Source organism: Pseudomonas sp. GW821-FHT05D12 (assembly GCF_059419825.1).
The window spans coordinates 309,064-333,487 of the sequence record NZ_JBWKSN010000003.1 but is presented as its reverse complement, the minus strand read 5'-3'; the positions used below and the strand labels follow the sequence as shown (position 1 = coordinate 333,487).

The 24,424-nt window shown below is 62.2% G+C and carries 15 protein-coding genes and 1 pseudogene; 3 read left to right on the top strand and 13 right to left on the bottom strand.

Translation table 11 applies throughout. From position 1 onward, the window contains the following. Window positions 1-92 precede the first annotated feature (92 nt). The 10 genes and pseudogenes from hemE to pilM form a co-directional block, all read right to left on the bottom strand. Window positions 93-1,160: a uroporphyrinogen decarboxylase gene (hemE, locus tag AC07SI_RS07200; RefSeq protein WP_065899950.1), complete on the bottom strand. Its 1,068-nt coding sequence runs from the start codon at window positions 1,158-1,160 to the stop codon at window positions 93-95. Between the two features lie 187 nt (window positions 1,161-1,347). Then, window positions 1,348-2,766 (bottom strand): FAD-dependent oxidoreductase, encoded by a 1,419-nt coding sequence (locus AC07SI_RS07195; RefSeq protein WP_065899949.1) that lies wholly within the window; start codon window positions 2,764-2,766, stop codon window positions 1,348-1,350. A 123-nt stretch (window positions 2,767-2,889) separates the two neighbouring features. Beyond that, the gene (gltB, locus tag AC07SI_RS07190) at window positions 2,890-7,335 is read right to left on the bottom strand and encodes a glutamate synthase large subunit (protein WP_065899947.1); all 4,446 of its coding nucleotides are present in this window, start codon (window positions 7,333-7,335) and stop codon (window positions 2,890-2,892) included. Window positions 7,336-7,685: 350 nt separating this feature from the next. Continuing rightward, on the bottom strand, window positions 7,686-9,245 hold the full coding sequence (locus tag AC07SI_RS07185; protein ID WP_495005437.1) for an SPOR domain-containing protein: 1,560 nt from the start codon (window positions 9,243-9,245) through the stop codon (window positions 7,686-7,688). A 10-nt stretch (window positions 9,246-9,255) separates the two neighbouring features. Continuing rightward, window positions 9,256-10,356 carry a 3-dehydroquinate synthase gene (aroB, locus tag AC07SI_RS07180; RefSeq protein ID WP_065899943.1) on the bottom strand — a complete coding sequence of 367 codons (1,101 nt, stop codon included), beginning with the start codon at window positions 10,354-10,356 and terminating at the stop codon, window positions 9,256-9,258. Window positions 10,357-10,481: 125 nt separating this feature from the next. After that, on the bottom strand, window positions 10,482-11,000 hold the full coding sequence (gene aroK / locus AC07SI_RS07175) for a shikimate kinase AroK (protein ID WP_065899941.1): 519 nt from the start codon (window positions 10,998-11,000) through the stop codon (window positions 10,482-10,484). 4 nt (window positions 11,001-11,004) lie between these two features. After that, window positions 11,005-12,258, bottom strand: a pseudogene (locus tag AC07SI_RS07170) (type IV pilus secretin PilQ); the annotation flags it as partial. Window positions 12,259-12,399: 141 nt separating this feature from the next. Beyond that, window positions 12,400-13,362 (bottom strand): pilus assembly protein PilP, encoded by a 963-nt coding sequence (locus tag AC07SI_RS07165; protein ID WP_495005436.1) that lies wholly within the window; start codon window positions 13,360-13,362, stop codon window positions 12,400-12,402. Then, window positions 13,359-13,910: a PilN domain-containing protein gene (locus AC07SI_RS07160; protein WP_065899935.1), complete on the bottom strand. Its 552-nt coding sequence runs from the start codon at window positions 13,908-13,910 to the stop codon at window positions 13,359-13,361. Before AC07SI_RS07160 ends, AC07SI_RS07165 begins: the two co-directional genes overlap by 4 nt. Next, entirely contained in the window at window positions 13,910-14,563 is a 654-nt protein-coding gene (gene pilM, locus AC07SI_RS07155) for a type IV pilus biogenesis protein PilM (RefSeq protein WP_495005435.1), read from the bottom strand. The genes AC07SI_RS07160 and pilM overlap by 1 nt, the downstream gene beginning before the upstream one ends. Window positions 14,564-14,784: 221 nt before the next feature. Here pilM and AC07SI_RS07150 point away from each other — a divergent pair, with 221 nt between their 5' ends. Continuing rightward, window positions 14,785-17,247 carry a penicillin-binding protein 1A gene (locus AC07SI_RS07150; protein ID WP_495005499.1) on the top strand — a complete coding sequence of 821 codons (2,463 nt, stop codon included), beginning with the start codon at window positions 14,785-14,787 and terminating at the stop codon, window positions 17,245-17,247. A 208-nt stretch (window positions 17,248-17,455) separates the two neighbouring features. Here the strand turns inward: AC07SI_RS07150 and AC07SI_RS07145 are convergent, their stop codons facing one another. From AC07SI_RS07145 to rpmE, 3 genes are all read right to left on the bottom strand, one after another. Continuing rightward, entirely contained in the window at window positions 17,456-18,724 is a 1,269-nt protein-coding gene (locus AC07SI_RS07145; protein ID WP_065899913.1) for a malic enzyme-like NAD(P)-binding protein, read from the bottom strand. Window positions 18,725-18,905: 181 nt separating this feature from the next. Continuing rightward, window positions 18,906-19,712 carry a thermonuclease family protein gene (locus tag AC07SI_RS07140; protein WP_495005434.1) on the bottom strand — a complete coding sequence of 269 codons (807 nt, stop codon included), beginning with the start codon at window positions 19,710-19,712 and terminating at the stop codon, window positions 18,906-18,908. 14 nt (window positions 19,713-19,726) lie between these two features. Then, a complete protein-coding gene (gene rpmE / locus AC07SI_RS07135) occupies window positions 19,727-19,960 on the bottom strand; it encodes a 50S ribosomal protein L31 (RefSeq protein ID WP_005784030.1) in 234 nt (77 codons plus the stop codon). Window positions 19,961-20,262: 302 nt separating this feature from the next. On the opposite strand from rpmE, the gene AC07SI_RS07130 reads away from it, so the two are divergent. Together AC07SI_RS07130 and argS are read left to right on the top strand one after the other, a co-directional pair. Then, window positions 20,263-22,482, top strand: a complete 2,220-nt coding sequence (locus AC07SI_RS07130) for a primosomal protein N' (RefSeq protein WP_065899909.1) — start codon at window positions 20,263-20,265, stop codon at window positions 22,480-22,482. 204 nt (window positions 22,483-22,686) lie between these two features. Then, a complete protein-coding gene (argS, locus tag AC07SI_RS07125) occupies window positions 22,687-24,423 on the top strand; it encodes an arginine--tRNA ligase (protein WP_495005433.1) in 1,737 nt (578 codons plus the stop codon). The last annotated feature ends 1 nt before the right edge of the window (window position 24,424 follow it).

Genomic DNA, 24,424 nt, shown 5'->3' with positions numbered 1-24,424 from the left:
TTAAATGTGGGAGCGGGCTTGCTCGCGAATGCGCAGTGTCAGTGGATACACCGCATTCGCGAACAAGCCCGCTCCCACAGTTGTTTTGCGTGTTAGTTGTGGTATTGCGCGGACAGTTCGTGCACCGCCTGCAGGAACGCACCAGCGTGCTCCGGGTTCACTTCCGGGGTGATGCCATGACCGAGGTTGAACACGTGACCGGTGCCCTTGCCATAGCTGGCCAGGATGCGTCCGACTTCGGTGCGAATCGCTTCCGGCTTGGCGTACAGCACGGTCGGGTCCATGTTGCCTTGCAGGGCCACCTGGTTGCCGACGCGACGACGGGCATCGCCCAGGTCGCAGGTCCAGTCCAGGCCCAATGCATCGGCACCGGCATCGGCGATGCTTTCGAGCCACAGGCCGCCGCCCTTGGTGAACATGATGACCGGCACTTTACGGCCTTCGTGTTCGCGGATCAGGCCGCTGACGATTTTGCGCATATAGGCCAGGGAGAATTCCTGATACGCCGCGGCCGACAGGTTGCCGCCCCAGGTATCGAAGATCTGTACTGCCTGGGCACCGGCCATGATCTGGCCGTTGAGGTAGGAGGTGACCGACTGCGCCAGCTTGTCCAGCAGCAGGTGCATGGCCTGCGGGTTGTCGTAGAGCATGGCCTTGGTCTTGCGGAAGTCTTTCGACGAGCCGCCTTCGACCATGTAGGTGGCCAGGGTCCATGGGCTGCCGGAGAAGCCGATCAGCGGCACGCGGCCATTCAGCTCGCGGCGGATGGTGCTGACGGCGTCCATCACATAGCCGAGGTCCTTGTGCGGATCAGGAATCGGCAGGGCTTCGATATCGGCCAGGGTGCTGACGACTTTCTTGAAGCGCGGGCCTTCGCCGGTTTCAAAATACAGGCCTTGGCCCATGGCGTCGGGGATGGTGAGGATGTCGGAAAAGAGGATGGCCGCGTCCAGTTGTGGGTAGCGGTCCAGCGGCTGCATGGTGACTTCGCAGGCGAACGCAGGATTCATGCACAGGCTCATGAAATCGCCGGCGTTGGCGCGACTGGCGCGGTATTCCGGCAAGTAGCGACCGGCCTGGCGCATCATCCACACAGGGGTGACGTCCACGGGTTGCTTGAGCAGGGCACGAAGGAAACGGTCGTTCTTGAGGGCAGTCATGTCGGCATCCGCAAAAAAAGTGCGGGCATTTTCTCAGAGCGCGACGCAAAAGGCACGGAATGCGCCGTGCCTTTTGTCTATCGGGTCAATTTGTCGCATAAAAGCAGCGCCAAGTTTCAAGCTGCAAGCCCCAAGTATCGGGGCTTCCAGCGTGCAGCTCATTGCTTGAAGCTGGCTGCTGGCGTCGTCAGACGCCCAGGTAATCCAGGATCCCTTCGGCGGCATTGCGGCCTTCGAAGATCGCCGTCACGACCAGGTCAGAACCGCGCACCATATCGCCACCGGCGAAGATTTTCGGGTTGCTGGTCTGGTGCTTGTACTGGCCTTGTTCCGGGGCGACGACGCGGCCCTGGCTGTCGGTCTGGATCTGGAACTGTTCGAACCACGGCGCCGGGCTTGGGCGGAAACCGAATGCGATGACCACGGCATCGGCCGGGATGATCTCTTCGGAACCCGGGATCGGCTCGGGGCTGCGACGGCCACGGGCGTCCGGTTCGCCGAGACGGGTCTCGACCACCTTCACGCCTTCGACGCGGTCTTCACCGACGATAGCGATCGGCTGGCGGTTGTAGAGGAATTTCACCCCTTCTTCCTTGGCGTTCTTCACCTCTTTGCGCGAGCCGGGCATGTTCGCTTCGTCACGACGGTACGCACAGGTCACCGACTTGGCGCCCTGGCGGATCGAGGTACGGTTGCAGTCCATCGCAGTGTCGCCACCGCCGAGTACCACGACCTTCTTGCCTTTCATGTCGACGAAATCTTCCGGCGACTTTTCAAAGCCCAGGTTGCGATTGACGTTGGCGATCAGGAAGTCGAGCGCGTCATACACCCCCGGCAGGTCCTCACCGGCAAAACCGCCTTTCATGTAGGTGTAGGTGCCCATGCCCATGAACACCGCATCGTATTCCTCGAGCAGTTGCTCCATGGTGATGTCTTTGCCGATTTCGGTATTGAGACGGAACTCGATACCCATGCCGGTGAAGACTTCACGGCGATTGCTCAGGACGGTTTTTTCCAGCTTGAACTCGGGGATGCCGAAGGTCAGCAGGCCACCGATTTCCGGGTTCTTGTCGAACACTACCGGGGTCACGCCGCCACGCACCAGCACGTCGGCACAGCCCAGGCCCGCCGGGCCCGCGCCGATGATCGCAACGCGCTTGCCGGTCGGCTTGACCTTGGACATGTCCGGACGCCAGCCCATGGCGAACGCGGTGTCGGTGATGTACTTCTCCACCGAACCGATCGTCACCGCGCCGAAGCCGTCGTTGAGGGTGCACGCGCCTTCGCACAGACGATCCTGCGGGCACACCCGCCCACACACTTCCGGCAAGGTGTTGGTCTGGTGCGACAGCTCGGCGGCGGCAAGGATGTTGCCCTCGGCCACCAACTTGAGCCAGTTGGGAATGAAGTTGTGCACCGGGCACTTCCATTCGCAATACGGGTTACCGCAACCCAGGCAGCGGTGGGCCTGGTCGGCCGAGTGCTGGGGCTTGAAGGGTTCGTAGATTTCCACGAACTCCTTCTTGCGTTGACGCAACAGTTTCTTCTTCGGATCTTTGCGCCCGACATCGATGAATTGGAAGTCGTTATTGAGACGTTCGCCCATCTTCAAAACCTCTTACACGACAGCTCCAAGCGGCAAGCTTGAAGCTGCAAGAAAATCACATTAACCGGCATACCGCGCACTGCATTTCACTTGCGGCTTGAAGCTTGCCGCTGGCGACTGCACTTATTGCGGGTTGGCACGGATGCTGGAAAGCAACGACTTCAAGTTGGCAGCCTTGGGCTTGACCAGCCAGAAACGACGCAGGTAATCATCGAGGTTTTCGGCGAGGTTACGACCCCATTCGCTGCCGGTCTCCTCGACGTACTCGTCCAGCACGTGCTGCAAGTGGTTCCGGTAGGATTCCATGGCTTCGCCGCTGATCCGCTGGATCTCGACCAACTCGTGGTTGACCTTGTCGACGAAGGTGTTGTCCTGGTCGAGCACGTAGGCGAAACCGCCGGTCATGCCCGAACCGAAGTTGTAACCAGTCTTGCCCAGTACCGCGACAAAGCCACCGGTCATGTACTCGCAGCAGTGATCGCCGGTACCTTCCACCACGGTGTGGGCACCGGAGTTACGCACGGCGAAACGCTCACCGGCCGTACCGGCGGCGAACAGCTTGCCACCGGTGGCGCCGTACAAGCAGGTGTTGCCGATGATGGCACTGTCCTGGGTCTTGTACACGCTGCCTGCAGGCGGAACGATCACCAGCTTGCCGCCGGTCATGCCCTTGCCCACGTAGTCGTTGGCATCGCCTTCCAGGTACATGTGCAGGCCGCCGGCATTCCACACGCCGAAACTCTGGCCAGCGGTGCCCTTGAAGCGGAAGGTGATCGGTGCTTTCGCCATCCCCTGGTTGCCGTGCTTGCGCGCGATTTCGCCGGAGATCCGTGCGCCGATGGAACGGTCGCAGTTGCAGATATCCAGGGCGAACTCGCCACCGCTGGCATCGTTGATCGAGGAACTGGCCATCTCGACCATCTTCTCGGCCAACAGGCCTTTGTCGAACGGCGGGTTGCGGTCCACCTGGCAGAATTGCGGCTTGTCGGCCGGGATATGATCACTGCCCAACAGCGGCGTCAGGTCGAGGTGGTTCTGCTTGGCGGTCTGGCCTTCGAGGATATCCAGCAGGTCGGTACGCCCGATCAGCTCTTCGAGGGAACGCACACCCAGCTTGGCCAGCCACTCACGGGTCTCTTCGGCGACGTAGGTGAAGAAGTTCACCACCATGTCGACGGTGCCGATGTAGTGATCCTTGCGCAGCTTCTCGTTCTGGGTCGCGACGCCGGTGGCGCAGTTGTTCAGGTGGCAGATGCGCAGGTATTTGCAGCCCAGGGCGATCATTGGCGCAGTACCGAAGCCGAAGCTCTCGGCGCCGAGGATCGCAGCCTTGATCACGTCGAGGCCGGTTTTCAGGCCGCCGTCGGTCTGCACCCGGACCTTGCCGCGCAGGTCGTTGCCGCGCAGGGTCTGGTGGGTTTCAGCCAGGCCGAGTTCCCACGGCGCGCCGGCGTACTTGATCGAGGTCAGCGGCGATGCGCCGGTGCCGCCGTCGTAGCCGGAGATGGTGATCAGGTCGGCATAGGCCTTGGCCACGCCAGCGGCGATGGTGCCCACGCCGGCTTCCGCCACCAGCTTCACCGAGACCAGGGCCTGCGGGTTGACTTGTTTCAAGTCAAAAATCAGCTGCGACAAGTCTTCGATCGAATAGATGTCGTGGTGCGGCGGAGGCGAGATCAGGGTCACGCCGGGTACTGCGTAACGCAGCTTGGCGATCAGGCCGTTGACCTTGCCGCCTGGCAGCTGGCCGCCCTCACCGGGCTTGGCGCCCTGGGCAACCTTGATCTGCAGCACTTCGGCGTTGACCAGGTATTCCGGGGTCACACCAAAACGGCCGGTGGCCACCTGCTTGATTTTCGAACTCTTGATGGTGCCGTAGCGCGCCGGGTCTTCACCGCCTTCACCGGAGTTGGAACGCGCACCCAGGCGGTTCATGGCTTCGGCCAGGGCTTCGTGAGCCTCGGGCGACAAGGCGCCCAGGGAAATACCGGCGGAGTCGAAACGCTTGAGGATCGACTCCAGCGGCTCGACTTCGTTGATGTCCATCGCGGTGTCCAGGGTCTTCACCTTGAACAGGTCGCGGATCATCGACACCGGGCGGTTATCCACCAGGCTCGTGTATTCCTTGAACTTGGCGTAGTCGCCCTGCTGCACGGCAGCTTGCAGGGTGTTGACCACGTCCGGGTTGTACGCATGGTATTCGCCGCCGTGGACGAACTTCAGCAGGCCGCCTTGCTGGATCGGCTTGCGCGCGCTCCAGGCTTCGGCCGCCAGGGCTTTCTGCTCGGCTTCGATATCGACGAAACGCGCGCCCTTGATACGGCTCGGCACACCACGGAAGCTCAGCTCGCAGACTTCTTCGGACAGGCCGATGGCCTCGAACAGTTGCGCGCCACGGTACGAGGTGACGGTGGAGATGCCCATCTTCGACAGGATCTTCAGCAGGCCCTTGGTGATGCCTTTACGGTAGTTCTTGAACACCTCGTAGAGATCGCCGAGGACTTCGCCGGTACGGATCAGGTCGCCGAGGACTTCGTACGCCAGGAACGGGTACACCGCCGAGGCGCCGAAGCCGATCAGCACCGCAAAGTGATGCGGGTCACGGGCAGTAGCGGTTTCGACGAGGATGTTGGAATCGCAGCGCAGGCCTTTTTCGGTCAGGCGGTGGTGTACCGCGCCGGTGGCCAGGGACGCGTGGATCGGCAGCTTGCCCGGCGCGATGTGGCGGTCGGTCAGCACGATCTGGGTACGACCGGCGCGCACGGCTTCTTCGGCCTGGTCGGCGACATTGCGCACAGCGGCTTCAAGGCCGAGGCTCTCGTCGTAGTTGAGGTCGATGATCTGGCGGTCGAAGCCCGGGCGATCCAGGGTCATCAGCGAGCGCCACTTGGCCGGCGAAATCACTGGCGAGCTGAGGATCACGCGAGAAGCGTGCTCAGGCGATTCCTGGAAGATGTTGCGCTCGGCACCGAGGCAGACTTCCAGGGACATCACGATGGCTTCACGCAGCGGATCGATCGGCGGGTTGGTCACCTGGGCGAACTGCTGGCGGAAATAGTCGTACGGCGTGCGCACGCGCTGGGACAGCACGGCCATCGGCGTGTCGTCGCCCATGGAGCCGACCGCCTCGTAGCCTTGCTCGCCAAGCGGACGCAGCACCTGATCGCGTTCCTCGAAGGTGACCTGGTACATCTTCATGTACTGCTTGAGCTGGTCGACGTCGTAGAAAGCCGAACCGTGGTCGTTGTCTTCCATGGTCGCCTGGATGCGCAGGGCGTTCTTGCGCAGCCATTGCTTGTACGGGTGACGCGACTTCAAGCGGTTGTCGATCGCGTCGGTGTCGAGGATCTGCCCGGTCTCGGTGTCCACGGCCAGGATCTGGCCAGGGCCTACACGGCCCTTGGCGATCACGTCTTCAGGCTGGTAGTTCCACACGCCGATTTCCGACGCCAGGGTGATGAAGCCGTTGGTGGTGGTCACCCAACGCGCCGGGCGCAGGCCGTTGCGGTCGAGCAGGCACACGGCGTAGCGACCGTCGGTCATGACCACGCCGGCCGGGCCGTCCCACGGCTCCATGTGCATCGAGTTGTACTCGTAGAATGCACGCAGATCCGGGTCCATGGTTTCGACGTTCTGCCACGCTGGCGGAATGATCATGCGCACGCCACGGAACAGGTCGATGCCGCCGGTGACCATCAGCTCGAGCATGTTGTCCATGCTGGAGGAGTCGGAACCGACGCGGTTGACCAGCGGGCCGAGCTCTTCCAGGTCCATCAAATCGTTGGCGAACTTGGTGCGACGGGCCACGGCCCAGTTGCGGTTGCCGGTGATGGTGTTGATCTCGCCGTTGTGGGCGAGGAAGCGGAATGGCTGGGCCAGCGGCCATTTCGGCAGGGTGTTGGTGGAGAAGCGCTGGTGGAACACGCAGATCGCGGTTTGCAGGCGCTCATCGCTCAGGTCTGGATAGAAGGCGGTCAAGTCCGCCGGCATCATCAGGCCTTTATAAATGATGGTCTTGTGGGAAAAGCTGCAGATGTAGTGGTCGGTGTCGGCGGCGTTGGCCACGGACGAACGACGACGCGAGGTGAACAGCTTGATCGCCATGTCCTGGTCGCTCAGGCCATCACCGGCAATGAACACTTGCTCGATCTGCGGCAGGCGCTCCAGGGCCAGGCGGCCGAGCACGCTGGTGTCGATCGGCACTTTGCGCCAGCCGACGAGTTGCAGGCCGGCAGCCAGTATCTCGCGGTTCATGTTCTCGCGAGCGGCTTCGGCTTTGACCGGGTCCTGGTTGAAGAACACCATGCCCACGGCGTACTGCTTGGGCAAATCGGTGCCGAAATGCTCCTTGGCGACAGCACGCAGGAACTGGTCGGGCTTTTGAATCAGCAAGCCACAACCGTCACCGGTCTTGCCGTCGGCGTTGATCCCACCGCGGTGGGTCATGCAGGTCAGGGCCTCGATGGCCGTTTGCAAAAGGGTATGACTGGGCTCGCCCTGCATATGGGCTATCAGGCCGAAACCGCAGTTATCCTTGAATTCATCGGGTTGGTACAGACCTGCTTTCATAGACACTTTCTCACCAGGCTGCCTCTTATATCGAGGCAAATTTCTTTTCAATTCAACCGGTTACCTTCCACGCCGAACGTACGCCGGCTTAGCGGGGGCAAAAGGGAGGTCATTGTACACACCGACACGAACGCTCACAAATTTAGCGACGAAATGTCGCAAATCTATGTCGCATTTATGAAAGGTTTAAAGCGATATGCTGTGCTAGTCAAAACTTTTTTAATTCTGACCGCTACGACTCAAAAGCTACTGTGACGCAGACACCACAAAGCGCGCGGCCTTCAGGGCTGCACGCTGTTGTAGTTTTTTTGAGGTGCCGGGAGGGCGGCCTGGGTAAGGCCGCCGGATCTTCAGCGAGTTGTTGCGAGTTCTTGTTGAACGCTGGCAACAGTGCGTGGCCAAGGTTTACCAGCCTGGACCTTCGCTGGCAAGGTTTTGATCGCAGAATCAGCAGCGGCACGGCTGGAGAAACTGCCGTAGGTGATCACGTAGAGAGGCTTGCCGTTGAGCACTTTCTTGAAATAACGGTACTCGCCACCCTGCTCTTTCACGAACGCCTGGGCGTTGGCTTCGGAGCTGGTGCCGAGGATCTGCACCACGAAGTTACCGGTCGGCTGGCTGGTGTACCAGCTGCTGCCGGCGGCGCCAGCCTTGGCAACGGTGGCGGCGGGTTTTTCTGCAGGCTTGGCAGCCGGTGCCGGAGCGGGCTTGGCGGCTGGCGCAGGGGCGACCGGCTTGGTCACTGGCGCAGGCTTGGCCGTGGCGACGGTAGGTGCCGGCGTCGGCTTGGCAGCCGGCTGGCCCGCTGGCACACCCGCAGGTGGTGCAGTGGTGGTGACCGTCGGCGGTGTGGCACTGGAGCCTTCCACCGGCACGCCGTCGTCGCCTTCGGAGATGCCGCCGGCTTCTTCGGCGAGCGGGCCGCGCATCACCGGCTGGCCGACCATCGGCAGGTTGGTCGGTTGGCCGGAGTTGGCGAACTCGACATTTGGCGTGGGCTTGCCCAGTGGCAACTGCGCCTGTTCGGTTGGCGCGCCGGCAGTCGTCGGTGCCTTGCTGCGACCCGGGATCAGCCAGGCAGCGGCAACGGCGACCACGACAACGGCGGAAATCGCCAATACGTGCTTCTTAGGCATAGTGAACCCCATCTTTGGACGCTTGACCGCAGAGCGGCTGGCAATCATGGCTTCGATCATGGCATCGCGGGCGACCTGGTTGATGGTGCCAGGCCAGCCGTCGGAGCTTTCGTGAATATCAGAGATCTGCGCAGCGGAGAAAAGTTCGATGCCCTGCCCTGCGCCTTCAAGGCGTTGAGCCAGGTATTCGCGGGTTTCTTCCTCTTCGTACGGCTGCAATTCGATGACGTGGAACAGTTCCTGATCGCCACTGATCTGCTCCAGATCGGCGATCAACGAAGACTCACCGAACAGGAACACATGGGGGCGACCTTCGGGCGTACCCGCCGCCAGCGCCAGCAGTGCTTCCAGGGCGGATTCGTCGAGTTGTTCGGCGTCATCCACCAGCAGGTAGACTTCCTGGCCGGTCAGGCCTAACTGCACCACCTGCTTGAGGATCGCACTCGGCTCGGCAGTGGACACGTCCAACGCCTGGGCCACTTGGCGCAATACGCCCGCTGCATCACCGGCGCCGCGAGCCGAGACCACCACGCTCTGCACCGACTGCTTGTTGGTGCTGGCCACCAGGGCCTGGCGCAGCAGGGTCTTGCCGCTGCCCAACGGGCCGGTCACCACCAGCAGCAGTTGGCTGTAGCGCGCCAGATGGTGCAACTGCCCAAGCACCGGCTTGCGCTGGGCCGGGAAAAATTTGAAGCCAGGCACCCGTGGAGCAAAGGGGTCGTGGCTGAGCTGGTAATGGCCGAGGAACGCCTCGTCGGCATGCAAACTAGTCATCGGGATCTTATTAACCTTTAAGCTGGGCCAGGGCGCGGTAATCCGCTCCCAGCGTGGCCTGTAAAATCTCTTTCGGATAATCGTCGGTCACCACTGCTTCGCCCATGTGGCGCAGCAGCACCAGTCGCAGTCGACCGTCGATCACTTTCTTGTCTATCGCCATATGTTCGAGGAAGTCCGCCTCGGTCATCTCCTCAGGCGGGATGACCGGCAAACCGGCGCGCTGGAACAGGCGGATACCACGATCACGCTCCTGGGCACTGATCCAGCCCAGGCGGTGCGACATCTCCAATGCCATCACAGTGCCAGCCGCAACGGCCTCCCCATGCAACCACACACCATAGCCCATGTGGGTTTCGATCGCATGGCCGAAGGTGTGACCCAGGTTCAAGGTGGCCCGTACACCGGACTCCCGTTCGTCGGCATTCACCACCAGCGCCTTGGCGGCGCAGGAGCGGGAAATCGCTTCAGTGAGTGCCGCCTGGTCCAGGTTGCGCAGGGCGTCTACGTGCTCTTCGAGCCAGGTGAGGAACGGCTCGTCACAGATCAGCCCGTACTTGATGACTTCCGCCAACCCCGCCGACAGCTCGCGCGGCGGCAAGGTGTTGAGGGTCGCGGTGTCGATCAGCACGGCTTGGGGCTGGTAGAACGCACCAACCATATTCTTGCCCAGCGGGTGGTTGATACCGGTCTTGCCACCCACCGAGGAATCGACCTGGGACAGCAAGGTGGTCGGCACCTGGATAAAGTCCACGCCACGCTGATAGCAGGCGGCCGCAAAGCCGGCCATGTCGCCGATCACACCGCCGCCCAGGGCGACCACGGTGGTACGGCGGTCATGACGTGCGGTCAGCAGGCCGTCAAAGATCAGTTGCAGGGTTTCCCAGTTCTTGTGGGCTTCGCCGTCGGGCAAGATCACCGAGATCACGGAATACGCCGACAGGCTGCGGCTCAGACGCTCAAGATACAGCGGCGCGACCGTTTCGTTGGAGATGATCGCCACTTGCCGCCCGGCAATATGCGGTGCGAGCAACTCGGGCTGGTCCAGCAGACCTTCGCCAATATGGATCGGGTAGCTGCGCTCGCCTAGATCGACCTTAAGTGTCTGCATGTGTCCCCGCGTTGAAGATGTATTGACGACCGGTAACGTCCAGATCAGACGTTGCCTGATGGCTCTACGCCACACCCGCAAGGGTGATAGCGCGCCGCCGAGAATAGCGCATTTCGAGCCTGGCTTTAACGGGGTGGCAGCCGTTGCAGGCGCTCAAGAATGTCGAGCACCACCATCCGCGGTGGCCGCTCATCGGTTTCCACCACCAGATCGGCGATCTCCCGATACAGCGGGTCGCGCAGCGTCAGCAGATCCCGCAGGGTCTTGGCCGGGTCGGCGGTGCGCAACAACGGGCGATTGCGATCGCGGGCGGTACGGCCCACTTGTTGTTCCACCGACGCATGCAGATAGACCACGCGACCGCCGGCATGCAGCGCCCGGCGGTTTTCCTCGCGCATTACCGCGCCACCGCCGGTCGCCAATACCACGCCATCGCAGCCGCACAGCTCGGCAATCATCGCCTGCTCGCGGTCGCGAAAGCCCAGTTCGCCTTCCTTATCGAAGATCCATGGGATATTGGCACCCGTGCGCAATTCAATTTCCTTGTCGGAATCTTTGAATGGCAGGCGCAGCTCTTTGGCCAGCAAACGGCCGATGGTGCTTTTTCCAGCCCCCATCGGTCCTACAAGAATCAAATTTCGCACAGAATCAACGACTCACAGCAATCGCCTGGTTATTCATAATACGCGGAGTCAGGAATACCAGCAGCTCGGATTTTTTCTCCGCCAGCACATCGCGCCGGAAAAGGCGGCCAAGATACGGCACATCGCCCAAAAATGGCACTTTATCTACCACTTTGCTTTGGGTATTGGAGAAAACCCCGCCAATCACGATGGTCTCCCCATCCTTGACCAGCACCTTGGCGTTGACCTCGTTTTTCTTGATCGGCGGCACGTCATTGAGCTTGTTCAGGTAGTCGGGCTCATCCTTCGTGACCTTGACCTCCATGATCACCCAGCCGTCCGGGGTGATCTGCGGGGTGACTTCCAGCGACAGCGAAGCCTCCTTGAACGACACCGACGTGGCACCGCTGGAGCTGGATTCCTGGTAGGGAATCTCGGTGCCCTTGAGGATGCGCGCGGTTTCCTTGTCAGAGGTGACCACTTTGGGTTGCGAGACAATTTCCCCGTTACCGGTTTTCTCCATGGCGGTCAGCTCAAGGTCCAGCAGCAAATTATCGGTGATGAAGGCGATGCCCAGGCCGGAGGTCCCGGCCAGCGAGCCCATATCGACAAACGGCGCGCTGGCCGGGTTTTCCACAGGTTCCACGCCGTCGGGCAAAGGTTTCTGAATGCCGCCAGCGCCCCAACCACCGCGACTGAGTCCACCTCCCCAGCGCACGCCCAGGCTTTTGTCGTAATCGACATTGGCCTCGACAATCCTCGCCTCGATCATCACCTGGCGCACCGGGATATCCAGCTGCGCCACGATTCGCCGCAGCTCGTCCAAACGCTCGCGGGTCTGGTAGGCGATGATGTTATTGGTGCGGTCGTCCACCGCCACCGAGCCGCGCTCATCGGTGCTGCCTTCAAGGCCAGCCACCGACTGGAACAGCTTGGCCAGGTCCGCGGCCTTGGCGTAATTGACCTGCAGCAGCTCGCGGCGCAAGGGCGCCAGCTCGGCCATCTGTTTGCGCGACTCCAGCGTCAACAGTTCGCGGGCAGCCAGTTCCTCGGCAGGCGCCACCAGTAATACACCGGCTTTCAGCCGCTTATCCAGGCCCTTGGCCTGCAGCACCAGGTCGAGCGCCTGATCCCACGGCACATCCTTGAGGCGCAGGGTGATCGAGCCCTGCACGTCGTCGCTGGCCACCAGGTTGAGGCCCGCGACATCGGCGATTTGCTGCAGCACGGCGCGCAGCTCGATGTTCTGGAAGTTGAGGTTCAGCTTGTCGCCGGTATAGGTGTTCGATGCCGCGCTGCCGGGGGGCGGCAGCTGGATCAGATCCACACGATTGGGCACAGCAGCAGCCATCGGTGCCGTGAACGCTATCCATAGCGCCACACCGAAGGACGAGAAAGTCCTTTTCATTGGTTTATTCCGTTATGAGTTGACGTTTAACGCGAGGGTTCGCGGACGCTCCAGCCATGCGCCCTGTTCATCGGGGAACAATTCCACCAGTTCTATATGCCCCTCATGGATGGCCGTCACCCGGCCGTGGTCCGGCCCCAGGTAATCCCCGACCGCGAGGCGATGCACCGTGGAGGCGGCACGCAGCAAGGCATAGGTCTGCAGCCCGCGAGACAAGGTGCCGACCATTTCGAGCTGATCCACCGCCAGGCTTTCGAGGATGCCTCGCGCCCGGCTGAGGTCCGGCGCATGGGCCGCGCGGCCACGCACATGATCGACCTGGACGGCAAGCGGCTGGAACGGGTCGCGCAGGCCAAAAGCATCGTAGACAAACGGCTGGGCCTGAACGGCTATGCCACGCCCCTGCTGCGCATGCCAATAGGTCCGGGCCAGCAGGTCCAGGCGCAGCAGCTTGCCATCACGGCGCAGGGCGACATCGTGCACCGTGGTGAGTCGTGCCAGGCCGCCCAAGGCACTCACGAACGTGGCCAGGTCGTGGTAAGCGCCCGTCACGCCGATCTGCACCGGCTGCTCGCCGTGCAAAGACCGTGGTTGCTCATCCAGCGGGGCGATGCTTTCGATCAGCAAACCATTGGCCAGCGCCAACCGAGCGGTGTCTTCCAGCAAAGCGGGCATCTGCGATTCGGCGGGCAGCGCCTGCAACAGCTCGTCGAACTTCGCCTGCCTGAGTGCAAGCTCATGGACCCGTGCCTCGAGGCTGGCCGACAAGGTGCTTTTTTGCGCAAGCTGCTGCTGCAAAGCGACGTCCTCGCGCTCCAGCTGCTGCAACCGCTCCCGCGACGGGCCGAGGTACATCCACTCACCCATCACCAGCACCACGCCCACCAGCGCACAGCCCAGCAGGGCCTTGCCAGGTAGGGGCCATTTTGCAGCGTTGTGAGTGAGTGCAGAAATATCGAGCCTGGGCAGGCTCATGGTTGAGCCTCGGTGGACTCTCCCTGGCGCACCATCAGCTGGAATTCATTGTTGCCGCGCATGCCTTCGGTGCGTACATGCTGCAGCCGCGTGGCGTGGGCGCCTTCAGACGCCTCCAGGCGGCGCATCAACTGGGCGATGTCCTGGCTCGATTCAGCACTGCCGCTGATGCTCAGCGTGTCGCCCTTCGCCACGACTTCATGCAGGTGTACCCCTTCAGGCACTGCGCGGGCCAACTGGTCCAGCAGTTGGGCGCCGGATGAGCGGGAGTCGTGCAGGTCCTGTACGACCTTCATGCGCTCCGCCAGTTGCTGGCTTTGCTCCTGCAGGTCGTCGATGGTCTTGATACGCGAATCGAGCACGCCGACTTCCTTGCCGAGGTGGTCATTGCGCGTCACTTGCCGGTCAATCGCCTGGTCGATCACCTGGTCCGCCAGCCATACGGCTGCGAGCGCCACACAGGCGAACGCCAGCAAACACGCGAGGAAGTACTTGCGTCGCCGCTCTGCCAGCGCCTGCCGCCAAGGCAAAAGATTGATTCGTGTCATCAAGCGAAACTCCTCAGGGCCAACCCGCAAGCAATTCCCATCCCTTGGGCATCCAAGGCCCATTGTGCACCATCGACTCGATGGCCCGGCGTGAAGCTGGCGAAATCCTGACTGCAAGCGCGCGCCAATGCAAACGCTTCGACGTCCACCACCTTCGGCACCAGCCCGGCCAGCGCCAAAACCGCCTCGCGTGCATCCACCTGCGCCTTCAGGCACGCAGCCAGCAGCACCTGCACCCGCGCCGGGTCCTGGGACACTTGCCCTTGCACCTGAAAGTCGATGCTCACGTCATCCAATGGGTACGGGATGTACTGGTCCGCCTCCATCTGGATCATCCATGTCATCTCGTCGTCGCTGAGGCCTGCTTCCATTTCGATCACCCGCGTGATCACCGAGGGCCCGGACACCGCCACGGCAGCCCCGCGCGCCGAGGTTTGCAGCCGTGCCAATGCAGCCTGCAGGGCACGCCCGATCCCCTCGAGATCCAGCAAGGTACCGTCCACCACCGCATGCGCCGGCAGCGCCTGGGTGGCGTAGCCTTGAATGGTGTAACCGCCGGTTGAATGACTCAATTCGACCAGGCTGATGGCCGTGTCATTGATATCGACGCCCAGGAGGGTGTCGGTTTTTCGCCTGAAAAATCCCTTTCGCATAAAACTCCCTAAAGCTTTGCCTGTCATACCGCCTGATTGCCGTCGGGCGCCATGCATTCGGTCGATTTGTTGAACCTGTGCGAATGACGTCCGAAGCCGAAAAATGCTTTAATGCCCAGCGTTTTTTCCCGCTTTTTATCTGCAGCTCGGGTTGATCCATCGTTTGCCATGCATGCCCCGACGCCTAACTCATTCTTTTCTCTGGAAATCCAAAAGCCTTGATTCGTCTGCTGAAGTTTTTCGGGTACTCCATTGTCGCGATCGTCTGCGGGCTGCTGCTCGTGCTCAGCGGGGCCTATCTCTACCTTAGTCCGGGTTTGCCCTCCGTAGAGGCCCTGAGAAGTATCCAGTTGCAGATTCCTTTGCGGGTCTACAGCAGCGATGAAAAACTGATCGCGGAGTTCGGCGAAATGCGCCGCACACCGATCCGTTTTGCCGACATTCCACCCAATTTCATCAGCGCCTTGTTGTCGGCCGAAGACGATAATTTTGCCAACCACTATGGCGTCGACCCCAGCAGCCTGGTGCGCGCAGCCACACAATTGGTAAAAAGCGGACACATTCAATCCGGCGGCAGCACCATCACCATGCAGGTGGCGAAGAACTTCTTCCTCACCAGCGAGCGCAGCTTTTCGCGTAAAGCCACCGAGATCCTCCTGGCGCTGCAGATCGAACGCCAGCTGACCAAGGATGAAATCCTCGAGCTGTACGTCAACAAAATCTATCTGGGCAACCGTGCCTACGGGATCGAGGCGGCTTCGCAGGTGTACTACGGCAAGTCGATCCGTGACGCCAGCCTGGCGCAGATGGCGATGATCGCCGGCCTGCCCAAGGCCCCGTCGCGCTTCAACCCGCTGGCCAACCCGGCGCGCAGCAAGGAGCGTCGCGACTGGATCCTGGGGCGCATGTACAAGCTGGGCAAGATCGACCAGGCCGCTTACGAAAGCGCCGTGGCCGAGCCGCTGAACGCCAGTTATCACGTACCGACGCCAGAAGTGAACGCGCCGTATATCGCCGAAATGGCGCGCGCCGAGATGGTCGGCCGCTACGGCAGCGAGGCCTACACCGAAGGTTTCCGCGTGACCACCACCGTGCCGAGCGACCTGCAGGAAATCGCCAACACGTCGGTGCATTCCGGCCTGGTCACCTACGACCAGCGCCACGGCTACCGTGGCCCGGAATCGCGCCTGCCGGGCAAGACCCTGAGCGCCTGGACCACCGAGCTGGGCAAGCAACGCCCGATCAGTGGCCTGGAGCCCGCCATCGTCACCCAGGTGAAGAAAGATGGCTTGCAGGTCCTGACCCGCACCGGCGAAGCGCATGTGGCGTGGGACAGCATGAAATGGGCACGCCCGTTCCTGAACACCAACAGCATGGGCCCGATGCCCAAGCAGCCGTCGGACGTCGCGCAAGTCGGTGACCTGATCCGCGTGCAGCGCCAGAAGGACGACAGCCTCAAATTCAGCCAGGTGCCGCTGGCCCAGGGCGCGCTGGTATCGCTGGACCCACAGAACGGTGCAATCCGCGCGCTGGTCGGTGGCTTCGCCTTCGAGCAGAGCAACTACAACCGCGCCACCCAGGCCAAGCGTCAACCAGGGTCGAGCTTCAAGCCGTTCATCTACAGCGCCGCACTGGATAACGGTTATACCGCCGCCAGCCTGGTCAACGATGCACCGATCGTGTTTGTCGACGAGTACCTGGACAAGGTCTGGCGCCCGAAAAACGACACCAACACCTTCCTCGGCCCGATCCGCATCCGCGAGGCGCTGTACAAGTCGCGCAACCTGGTGTCGATCCGACTGCTGCAAGCGATGGGCGTGGGCAAGACCATCGACTACATCACCCGCTTTGGCTTCAACAAGTCGGACCTGCCGCCGAACCTGTCGCTGGCCCTGGGCACCGCGACCCTCACGCCGATGGAGATCGCCACCGGCTGGAGCACCTTTGCCAACGGCGGCTACAAGATCACGCCGTACCTGATCGACAAGATCGAAAGCCGCAATGGCGACAACCTGTTCACTGCCAACCCGCCACGCGTGCCGGGTGACGTGGTCAACGGCGTGGCGGCCACCGATGGCGTGGCGGCCCCGGGCAACGGCGGTATCACCATCGAGCCGACCCCAGGTACACAGCCTGCGGCAAATGCCACGGCCCCGACCGAGCCGCAGGCACCTGCCGTGGCCGAGCGCGTGGTGGATGGCCGTACCACCTATATCCTCAACAGCATCCTGGAAGACGTGATCAAGAAAGGCACCGGCCGTCGCGCCCTGGCCCTGGGCCGGGCGGATATCGCGGGCAAGACCGGTACCACCAACGATTCCAAGGACGCCTGGTTCTCCGGCTACAACGCCGACTACGTGACCACCGTGTGGACCGGCTACGACCAGCCGGAAAGCCTCGGCCGTCGCGAGTTCGGCGGCACCGTCGCGCTGCCGATCTGGATGAGCTACATGGGCGCCGCCCTGAAGGACAAGCCGCTGCATACCCAACCCGAGCCGGAAGGCATCCTCAGCCTGCGGATCGATCCGGTCAGTGGCCGCGCGGCCTCGCCAAGCACGCCGAATGCGTACTTCGAACTGTTCAAGAGCGAAGACACCCCGCCGTCGGTCAACGAGCTGGGCAATGGCGTTGCGCCGGGCAGCCCGCTGCCAGCGGATGAGGCGGCGCCGATCGACTTGTTCTAATCGGATCTGTGGCTGAGCACAGATCCAATGTGGGAGCGGGCTTGCTCGCGAAGGCGGAGTGTCAGGCTCAGATGGGCCGACTGACACACCGCCTTCGCGAGCAAGCCCGCTCCCACCTTTAGCTCACCGCAAGGCTCAAGCTAATTGCCAGCCAACAAAAAGCCCCGACTCTCGCGAGCCGGGGCTTTTTGTTGTGCGCTACAACGGCTTAGCCGTTGAACACATCATCCACGCTTTGCAGCGGGTAGTGCTTCGGATACGGCAGGGTAGCCACACCGGTCTCGATCGCGGCCTTGGCCACGGCATCGGAGATCAGGGTGATCAGGCGCTTATCCATTGGTTTCGGAATGATGTACTCACGGCCGAATTCCAGCTTGATGCCACCGTAGGCGTCGCACACTTCCTGAGGGACCGGCAGCTTGGCCAGTTCACGCAGGGCGTTGGCGGCGGCGACTTTCATTTCTTCATTGATGCGCTTGGCGCGAACGTCCAGGGCACCACGGAAGATGAACGGGAAGCCCAGGACGTTGTTGACCTGGTTCGGGTAGTCCGAACGGCCGGTCGCCATGATCACGTCGCTGCGGGTGGCGTGCGCCAGCTCCGGAGAGATTTCTGGATCAGGGTTGGAGCAGGCGAACACGATCGGGTTGGCCGCCATGGACTTCAGGCCTTCGGCGCTCAGCAGGTTCGGACCAGACAGGCCGACGAACACGTCGGCACCGTCGAGGGCGTCAGCCAGGGTGCGCTTCTCGGTGGCGTGGGCAAACATCGCCTTGTACTGGTTCAGGTCGGTACGCTCGGACTGGACCACGCCCTTGCTGTCGACCATGAAGATGTTTTCCAGCTTGGCGCCCATGCTCACCAGCAACTTCATGCAGGAGATGGCCGCAGCGCCAGCGCCCAGGCAGACGATCTTGGCGTCAGCCAGGGTTTTGCCAGCGATTTCCAGGGCGTTGATCATGCCGGCCGCGGTAACGATCGCGGTGCCGTGCTGGTCATCGTGGAATACCGGAATGTCGCACTGCTCGATCAGGGCCTTTTCGATCTCGAAGCACTCAGGTGCCTTGATGTCTTCCAGGTTGATGCCACCGAAGGTGATGGAAATGCGCTTGACGGTGTCGATGAAGGCCTGCGGGCTTTCGGAGTCGACTTCGATGTCGAAAACGTCGATGCCGGCGAAGCGCTTGAACAGCACGCCTTTACCTTCCATGACTGGCTTGGAAGCCAATGGGCCGAGGTTACCCAGGCCCAGGATCGCGGTGCCATCGGAAATCACTGCAACCAGGTTGCCTTTGCCGGTGTACTTGTACGCCAGTTCAGGGTCGCGGGCGATTTCACGTACGGGCTCGGCAACGCCAGGGCTGTAGGCCAGCGACAGGTCGCGGGCGGTGGCAGTGGCTTTGGTGAGCTCTACACTCAGCTTTCCTGGACGAGGATGGGCATGATATTCGAGAGCGGCAGTTTTCAAATCAGACATATCGGCATTCCGCTTTTACTGTTGGTCGACGGACCGCCGAGGATACGCGTGTCGCAAAGTCCCTACAAGACTGGGCAGTCACAGGTGTCAAGGGCCCTGCACTAAGACTTTCGGCCAAGAGCCGCGGGATACAAGGGCTCAACTGTTCACAATCGACTTAAAAAATGTCTACAATTTTTTCTTAAAACGTCGATTTAAGCATCCCGGGATCGGTCAGTGGCAGCAGCCAACGTGCCTGGCCGCTTTTCAGGCCGCCGCGTCGCGAACGATCCTGCACCCAACCACGCGCCTCAACAGTGCGCCCTTGCAGACCATCGAGCAGGACACTGTCGAATTGGCTGACCAGAGCCGGGGCGATGCGTAATACCAGTGAACCCTGCAGCTCAATCCAGACGCCGCCCCGATTACGCTCGACCTTGTTGACCCGGCCACTGACCACGGCAAACCCGGAACGCTTGAGTTGCGTGACGGCCTGCACCGGCGATTGCCGCCAAAGACCGAGCCGCGCCTTGCGGGCCGTGTTTTCAGCGGCCTGCTGACAGCTGACGAGGTCAACATTCGGCGCCACACCCACTTGGAAGCCCAGCCCTTCGGCCAACAGTTGGGCCTCAAGGTTCTTGCCGTCGGCACCATAGAGATGGGCCAGGGTGCGCCCGTAATGATCTTTAGGCTCGCGCCCCACCACCAGGCCGACACGCCCATCGCTGGCCTGGACCAGCGCCTGTAGACGCTGACGGGCGGCGACGGCGTAGGGTTCGTCCGCACGGCCCTTCTTGCCGGTCTCCGGCGCATTGATACCAATCAGCCGCACGCTGCGGCCATCCTTGAGGCGCACCGTGTCGCCATCCACCACGCGCTGCACTTCCACACGGGCCAGGGACGTCGGTGCCGGGCAGAACGCCTCGGCCTGCGCGGCCGAGAGCCAAATCCCAGGCACAAAAAAGGCGCCCACAAGGGACGCCTTTTTCAACAGCTGGCAAAAGCCCATAAGGCTTTTGAGCCTTACTCTGCTGGAGTAGCAGCAGGCTTCTTGCCGAAAGCACCAAAGCGATCTGCGAAGCGCTGTACACGGCCGCCGGTGTCCAGAGTTTTCTGCTTACCGGTGTAGAACGGGTGGCACTCGTTGCATACGTCAGTACCCAGTGGCTTGCACAGGTTCGAACGAGTTTCGAACTTGTTGCCGCAGCTGCAGGTGACTTCGATGGTTTCGTACGCTGGATGGATATCGGCTTTCATGGTGACTTCCTCGGGCTAGCGTGCCGCCACTCGACACTATTGTCGAATACCGCACGTAATTAGGCCGCGGATTCTACCAGACCTTTTTAATCACGCAAGCGGCGCCTCCGCTCGTTTACACACATAAAAGCCCCTTTCATCAGAAAACTTGCGGCACACCACAGGGCAAGCCTGCCCACCATAACCCGCCCGGCGCCCACAGAAGTGCTGCCTCCTGTACCAGAGACGGGACACCTCTACCGCAGGTCTGCTAGGCTCCCGCCCCTGCGCCACCGCCTGCCTTTATAGATGAGACCCCTCGCGTGCCCGACGCCATTTTGCGCCTAGCCCTGCCCTCGCCCCTGCGCCGCCTGTTCGACTACCGGGCCCCGGCCGGCGTGCTGCGGGCGCAGTTGCAGCCGGGCATGCGTGTGCGTGTGCCATTCGGGCGGCGGGAGATGATCGGCATCCTGGTGGAAGTCGCCGACCACAGCGAGGTGCCGGCCGAAAAGCTCAAGCCGGCCCTGGCGATCCTTGATGCCACGCCACCGCTGCCGCCGGAGCTGTTCAAGCTGTGCCTGTGGACCGCCCAGTATTACCAGCACAGCCTCGGCGATACCTTGAGCTGGGCACTGCCGGTGCTGTTGCGCCAGGGCGAGTTGGCCGAAGCGCGCCAGGAACGCTTCTGGTCGATGGTGCCCGGTGCGCGCCTCGACGACCCGCGCATCGCCCGCGCGCCGCGCCAGCGTGAAGCCCTGGCCACCCTGGCGCAACATCCTCACGGCGTCGCGCATCAGCTGTTGAGCAAGCTGATGCTGAGCAAGGACAGCCTCGACCTGCTGTTGGCCAAGGGCCTGGTGCAGGTGGAAATCCGCAAGCATGCCCCGGACCCGCGCCACGAACACTGGCTGGCCCAGCCCGAGCTACCGCTGAACACCGAACAACGCGCCGCGTACGAAGCCATTCGCGCAGGCTTCGACAGTTTCCACGCGTTCCTGCTGGCTGGCGTCACCGGCAGCGGCAAGACCGAAGTCTATCTGCAACTGATCCGTGAAACCCTGCAGGCCGGCAAACAGGCGCTGGTGTTGATCCCGGAGATCAACCTGGGCCCGCAAACCCTGGCGCGCTTCGAGCAGCGCTTCAATGCGCGCATTGCCCTGGTGCACTCGGCGGTCAACGACCGGGAGCGCCTGGAGTCGTGGCTGGCGGCGCGCGATGGCGAGGCCGACATTATTATCGGCACGCGTTCGGCGCTGTTCACGCCGATGAAGAACCCCGGGCTGATCATCATCGACGAGGAGCACGACGGCTCCTATAAACAGCAGGAAGGCCTGCGTTATCACGCCCGCGACCTGGCGCTGGTGCGCGCGCGCCAGGAAGACATCCCGATTGTGCTGGGCTCGGCCACGCCGTCCCTGGAAAGCCTGCATAACGCCTACACCGGCCGGTACGGACTCCTACGCTTGAATGAACGCGCGGGGGGCGCCAAACAGCCACGCTTCCTGCGCCTGGACGTCAAGAGTCGTCCACTCGACAGCGGCATCTCCGGGCCCATGCAGCAAGCCATCGGCCAGACCCTCGCCGCCGGGCAGCAGGTATTGGTGTTTCTCAATCGCCGTGGCTTTGCGCCGACCCTGCTGTGCCATGACTGCGGCTGGATGTCGGAGTGCGAGCGCTGCGATGCGCGCATGACCGTGCACCAGCGCTACGGCGAATTGCGCTGCCATCACTGCGGCCATGTGGAACGCGTGCCGCGCCACTGCCCGCAGTGCGGCAAGGTCGACCTGCGGCCGGTGGGCGCAGGCACCGAGCGCGCCGAGGAACGCCTGGGCATTCTGTTCCCCGACTACCCGGTGCTGCGGGTCGACCGCGACAGCACCTCGCGCAAAGATGCGATGAATCAGCTGTTTGCCACCATTCAGAAAGGCCAGCCATGCATTCTGGTGGGCACGCAGATGCTCGCCAAAGGGCATCATTTTCCACGGGTGACCCTGGTGTCGATCCTGGATGCCGATGGTGGCCTGTTCTCCGGGGACTTCCGCGCCAGCGAGCGCATGGCGCAGTTGATCGTGCAGGTCGCGGGCCGCGCCGGACGCGCCGAAGAGCCGGGCAAAGTGATTATCCAGACGCATTTGGCCGACCATCCGCTGCTGATCCAACTGACAGAACAAGGCTACTTTGCCTTCGCCGAGCAGGCGCTGAGCGAGCGCCGTTCCGCCGGACTGCCACCCTTTGCCCATTTGGCGCTGCTGCGCGCCGAAGCGCATAAACCCGGGCAGGCCGAAGGTTTCCTGGATGAAGCCTGCAGCGCAGCCGAACGTTTGCTCGTCGAACTGGGTCTGACCGGCATCGAATTGCTCGGCCCGGTGCCCGCGCCCATGGAGCGCCGCGCCGGACGCTATCGTGCTCAGCTACTCTTGCAGGCAACCTCCCGTGCACCGCTGCATCGGCTATTAAGTAGCTGGTTGCTTGCCCTGGAGCAAATGCCCAGTGGCCGGCAAGTGCGATGGTCGTTGGACGTAGACCCGGTAGATTTGTACTGATTTCAAAATCGCTATCCCAGGCAAGCCGGCTCCCACGTTTTGAAATGTGAATACCCTTAAATGTGGCAGCGGGCTTGCCCGCGATGAGGCCCGCAGGTCTGCCGAAGAACCTGAACGGTTGGCAAGCCCGCCCTCGCCACGGATAATGCCCAGTTTTTCCACCTGCGCATCGCGCGCCGCCGCTTGCGGTCGAAAGAGAACACCATGAAAGACACCATTCGCCAGCTGATCCAACAAGCCCTCACCCAACTCGTCAACGAAGGTGTGTTGCCTGAAGGCCTGACGCCGGCGATCCAGGTGGAAAACACCCGCGACAAGACCCACGGCGACTTCGCCAGCAACATCGCGATGATGCTCGCCAAGCCTGCGGGCATGAAACCGCGCGACCTGGCGGAAAAAATCATCGCCGCCCTGCCCGCCGACCCACAGGTCACCAAGGCCGAAATCGCCGGCCCGGGCTTTATCAACTTCTTCCAGAACACCCAGGCCCTGGCGTCCCGCCTGGACGCGGCCCTGGCTGACGCAAAAATCGGCGTGCGCAAGGCCGGCCCGCTCGAGCGCGTGGCGATTGACCTGTCGGCGCCCAACCTGGCCAAGGAAATGCACGTCGGCCACCTGCGTTCGACCATCATCGGCGACGGCGTGGCACGCGTACTGGAGTTCCTCGGCGACACCGTGATCCGCCAGAACCACGTGGGCGACTGGGGCACCCAGTTCGGCATGTTGATGGCGTATCTGCAGGAAAACCCGATCACCAGCAACGAGCTGGCAGACCTGGAGAACTTCTACCGCGCCGCCAAGAAGCGTTTCGACGAATCCGAAGAATTCGCCGACCGCGCCCGTGGCCTGGTGGTCAAGCTGCAAGCCGGTGACAAGGAATGCCTGGAGCTGTGGGGTCGCTTCCGGGAGATCTCGCTGTCGCACTGCCAGGAAATCTACGAGCTGCTCAACGTCAAGTTGACCCCGGCCGACGTGATGGGCGAAAGCGCCTACAACGATGACCTGATCAACGTGGTCAACGACCTCAAGGCCAAGGGCCTGCTGGTCGAAAGCAACGGCGCCCAGTGCGTGTTCCTCGAAGAGTTCAAGACTGCCGACGGCGAGCCGCTGCCGGTAATCATCGTCAAGGCCGACGGCGGCTACCTCTACGCCACCACGGACCTGGCGGCCGTGCGCTACCGCAGCGGCGTGCTGAAAGCCGACCGGGCGCTGTATTTCGTCGACCAGCGCCAGGCCCTGCACTTCCAGCAGGTGTTCGAAGTGGCGCGGCGCGCAGGGTTTGTCACCCACCCGATGCACATGGAACACATGGGGTTCGGCACCATGAACGGCGCCGATGGCCGCCCGTTCAAGACCCGCGACGGCGGCACCGTGAAGCTGATCGACCTGCTGACCGAAGCCCAGGAGCGTGCCTACAACCTGGTGAAGGAAAAGAACCCGGAGCTGGCCGAGGCCGACCTGCGCAACATCGCCCGCGTGGTGGGGATTGGCGCGGTGAAATACGCCGACCTGTCCAAGCACCGCACCAGCGACTACAGCTTCAACTTCGAACTGATGCTTAACTTCGAAGGCAACACCGCGCCGTACCTGCTGTACGCCTACACCCGCGTAGCCGGGGTGTTCCGCAAGCTCGGCAAGGACTTCAGCGAAGTCGAAGGCCAGATCGTGCTCCAGGCCCCGCATGAGCAGGAATTGGCCGCGAAACTGGCGCAATTCGGCGAAGTGCTGAACAGCGTCGGCGAGAAAGGCACGCCGCATATCCTCTGCACCTACCTGTACGAAGTCGCCGGTCTGTTCTCCAGCTTCTACGAGAATTGCCCCATCCTCACCGCCGACGACGAAGCCCAGAAGCAAAGTCGCCTGCGCCTCGCCGCACTGGCTGGACGGACCCTCAAGCAAGGCCTGGAACTGTTAGGCCTGGAAACCCTGGAGCGTATGTAAG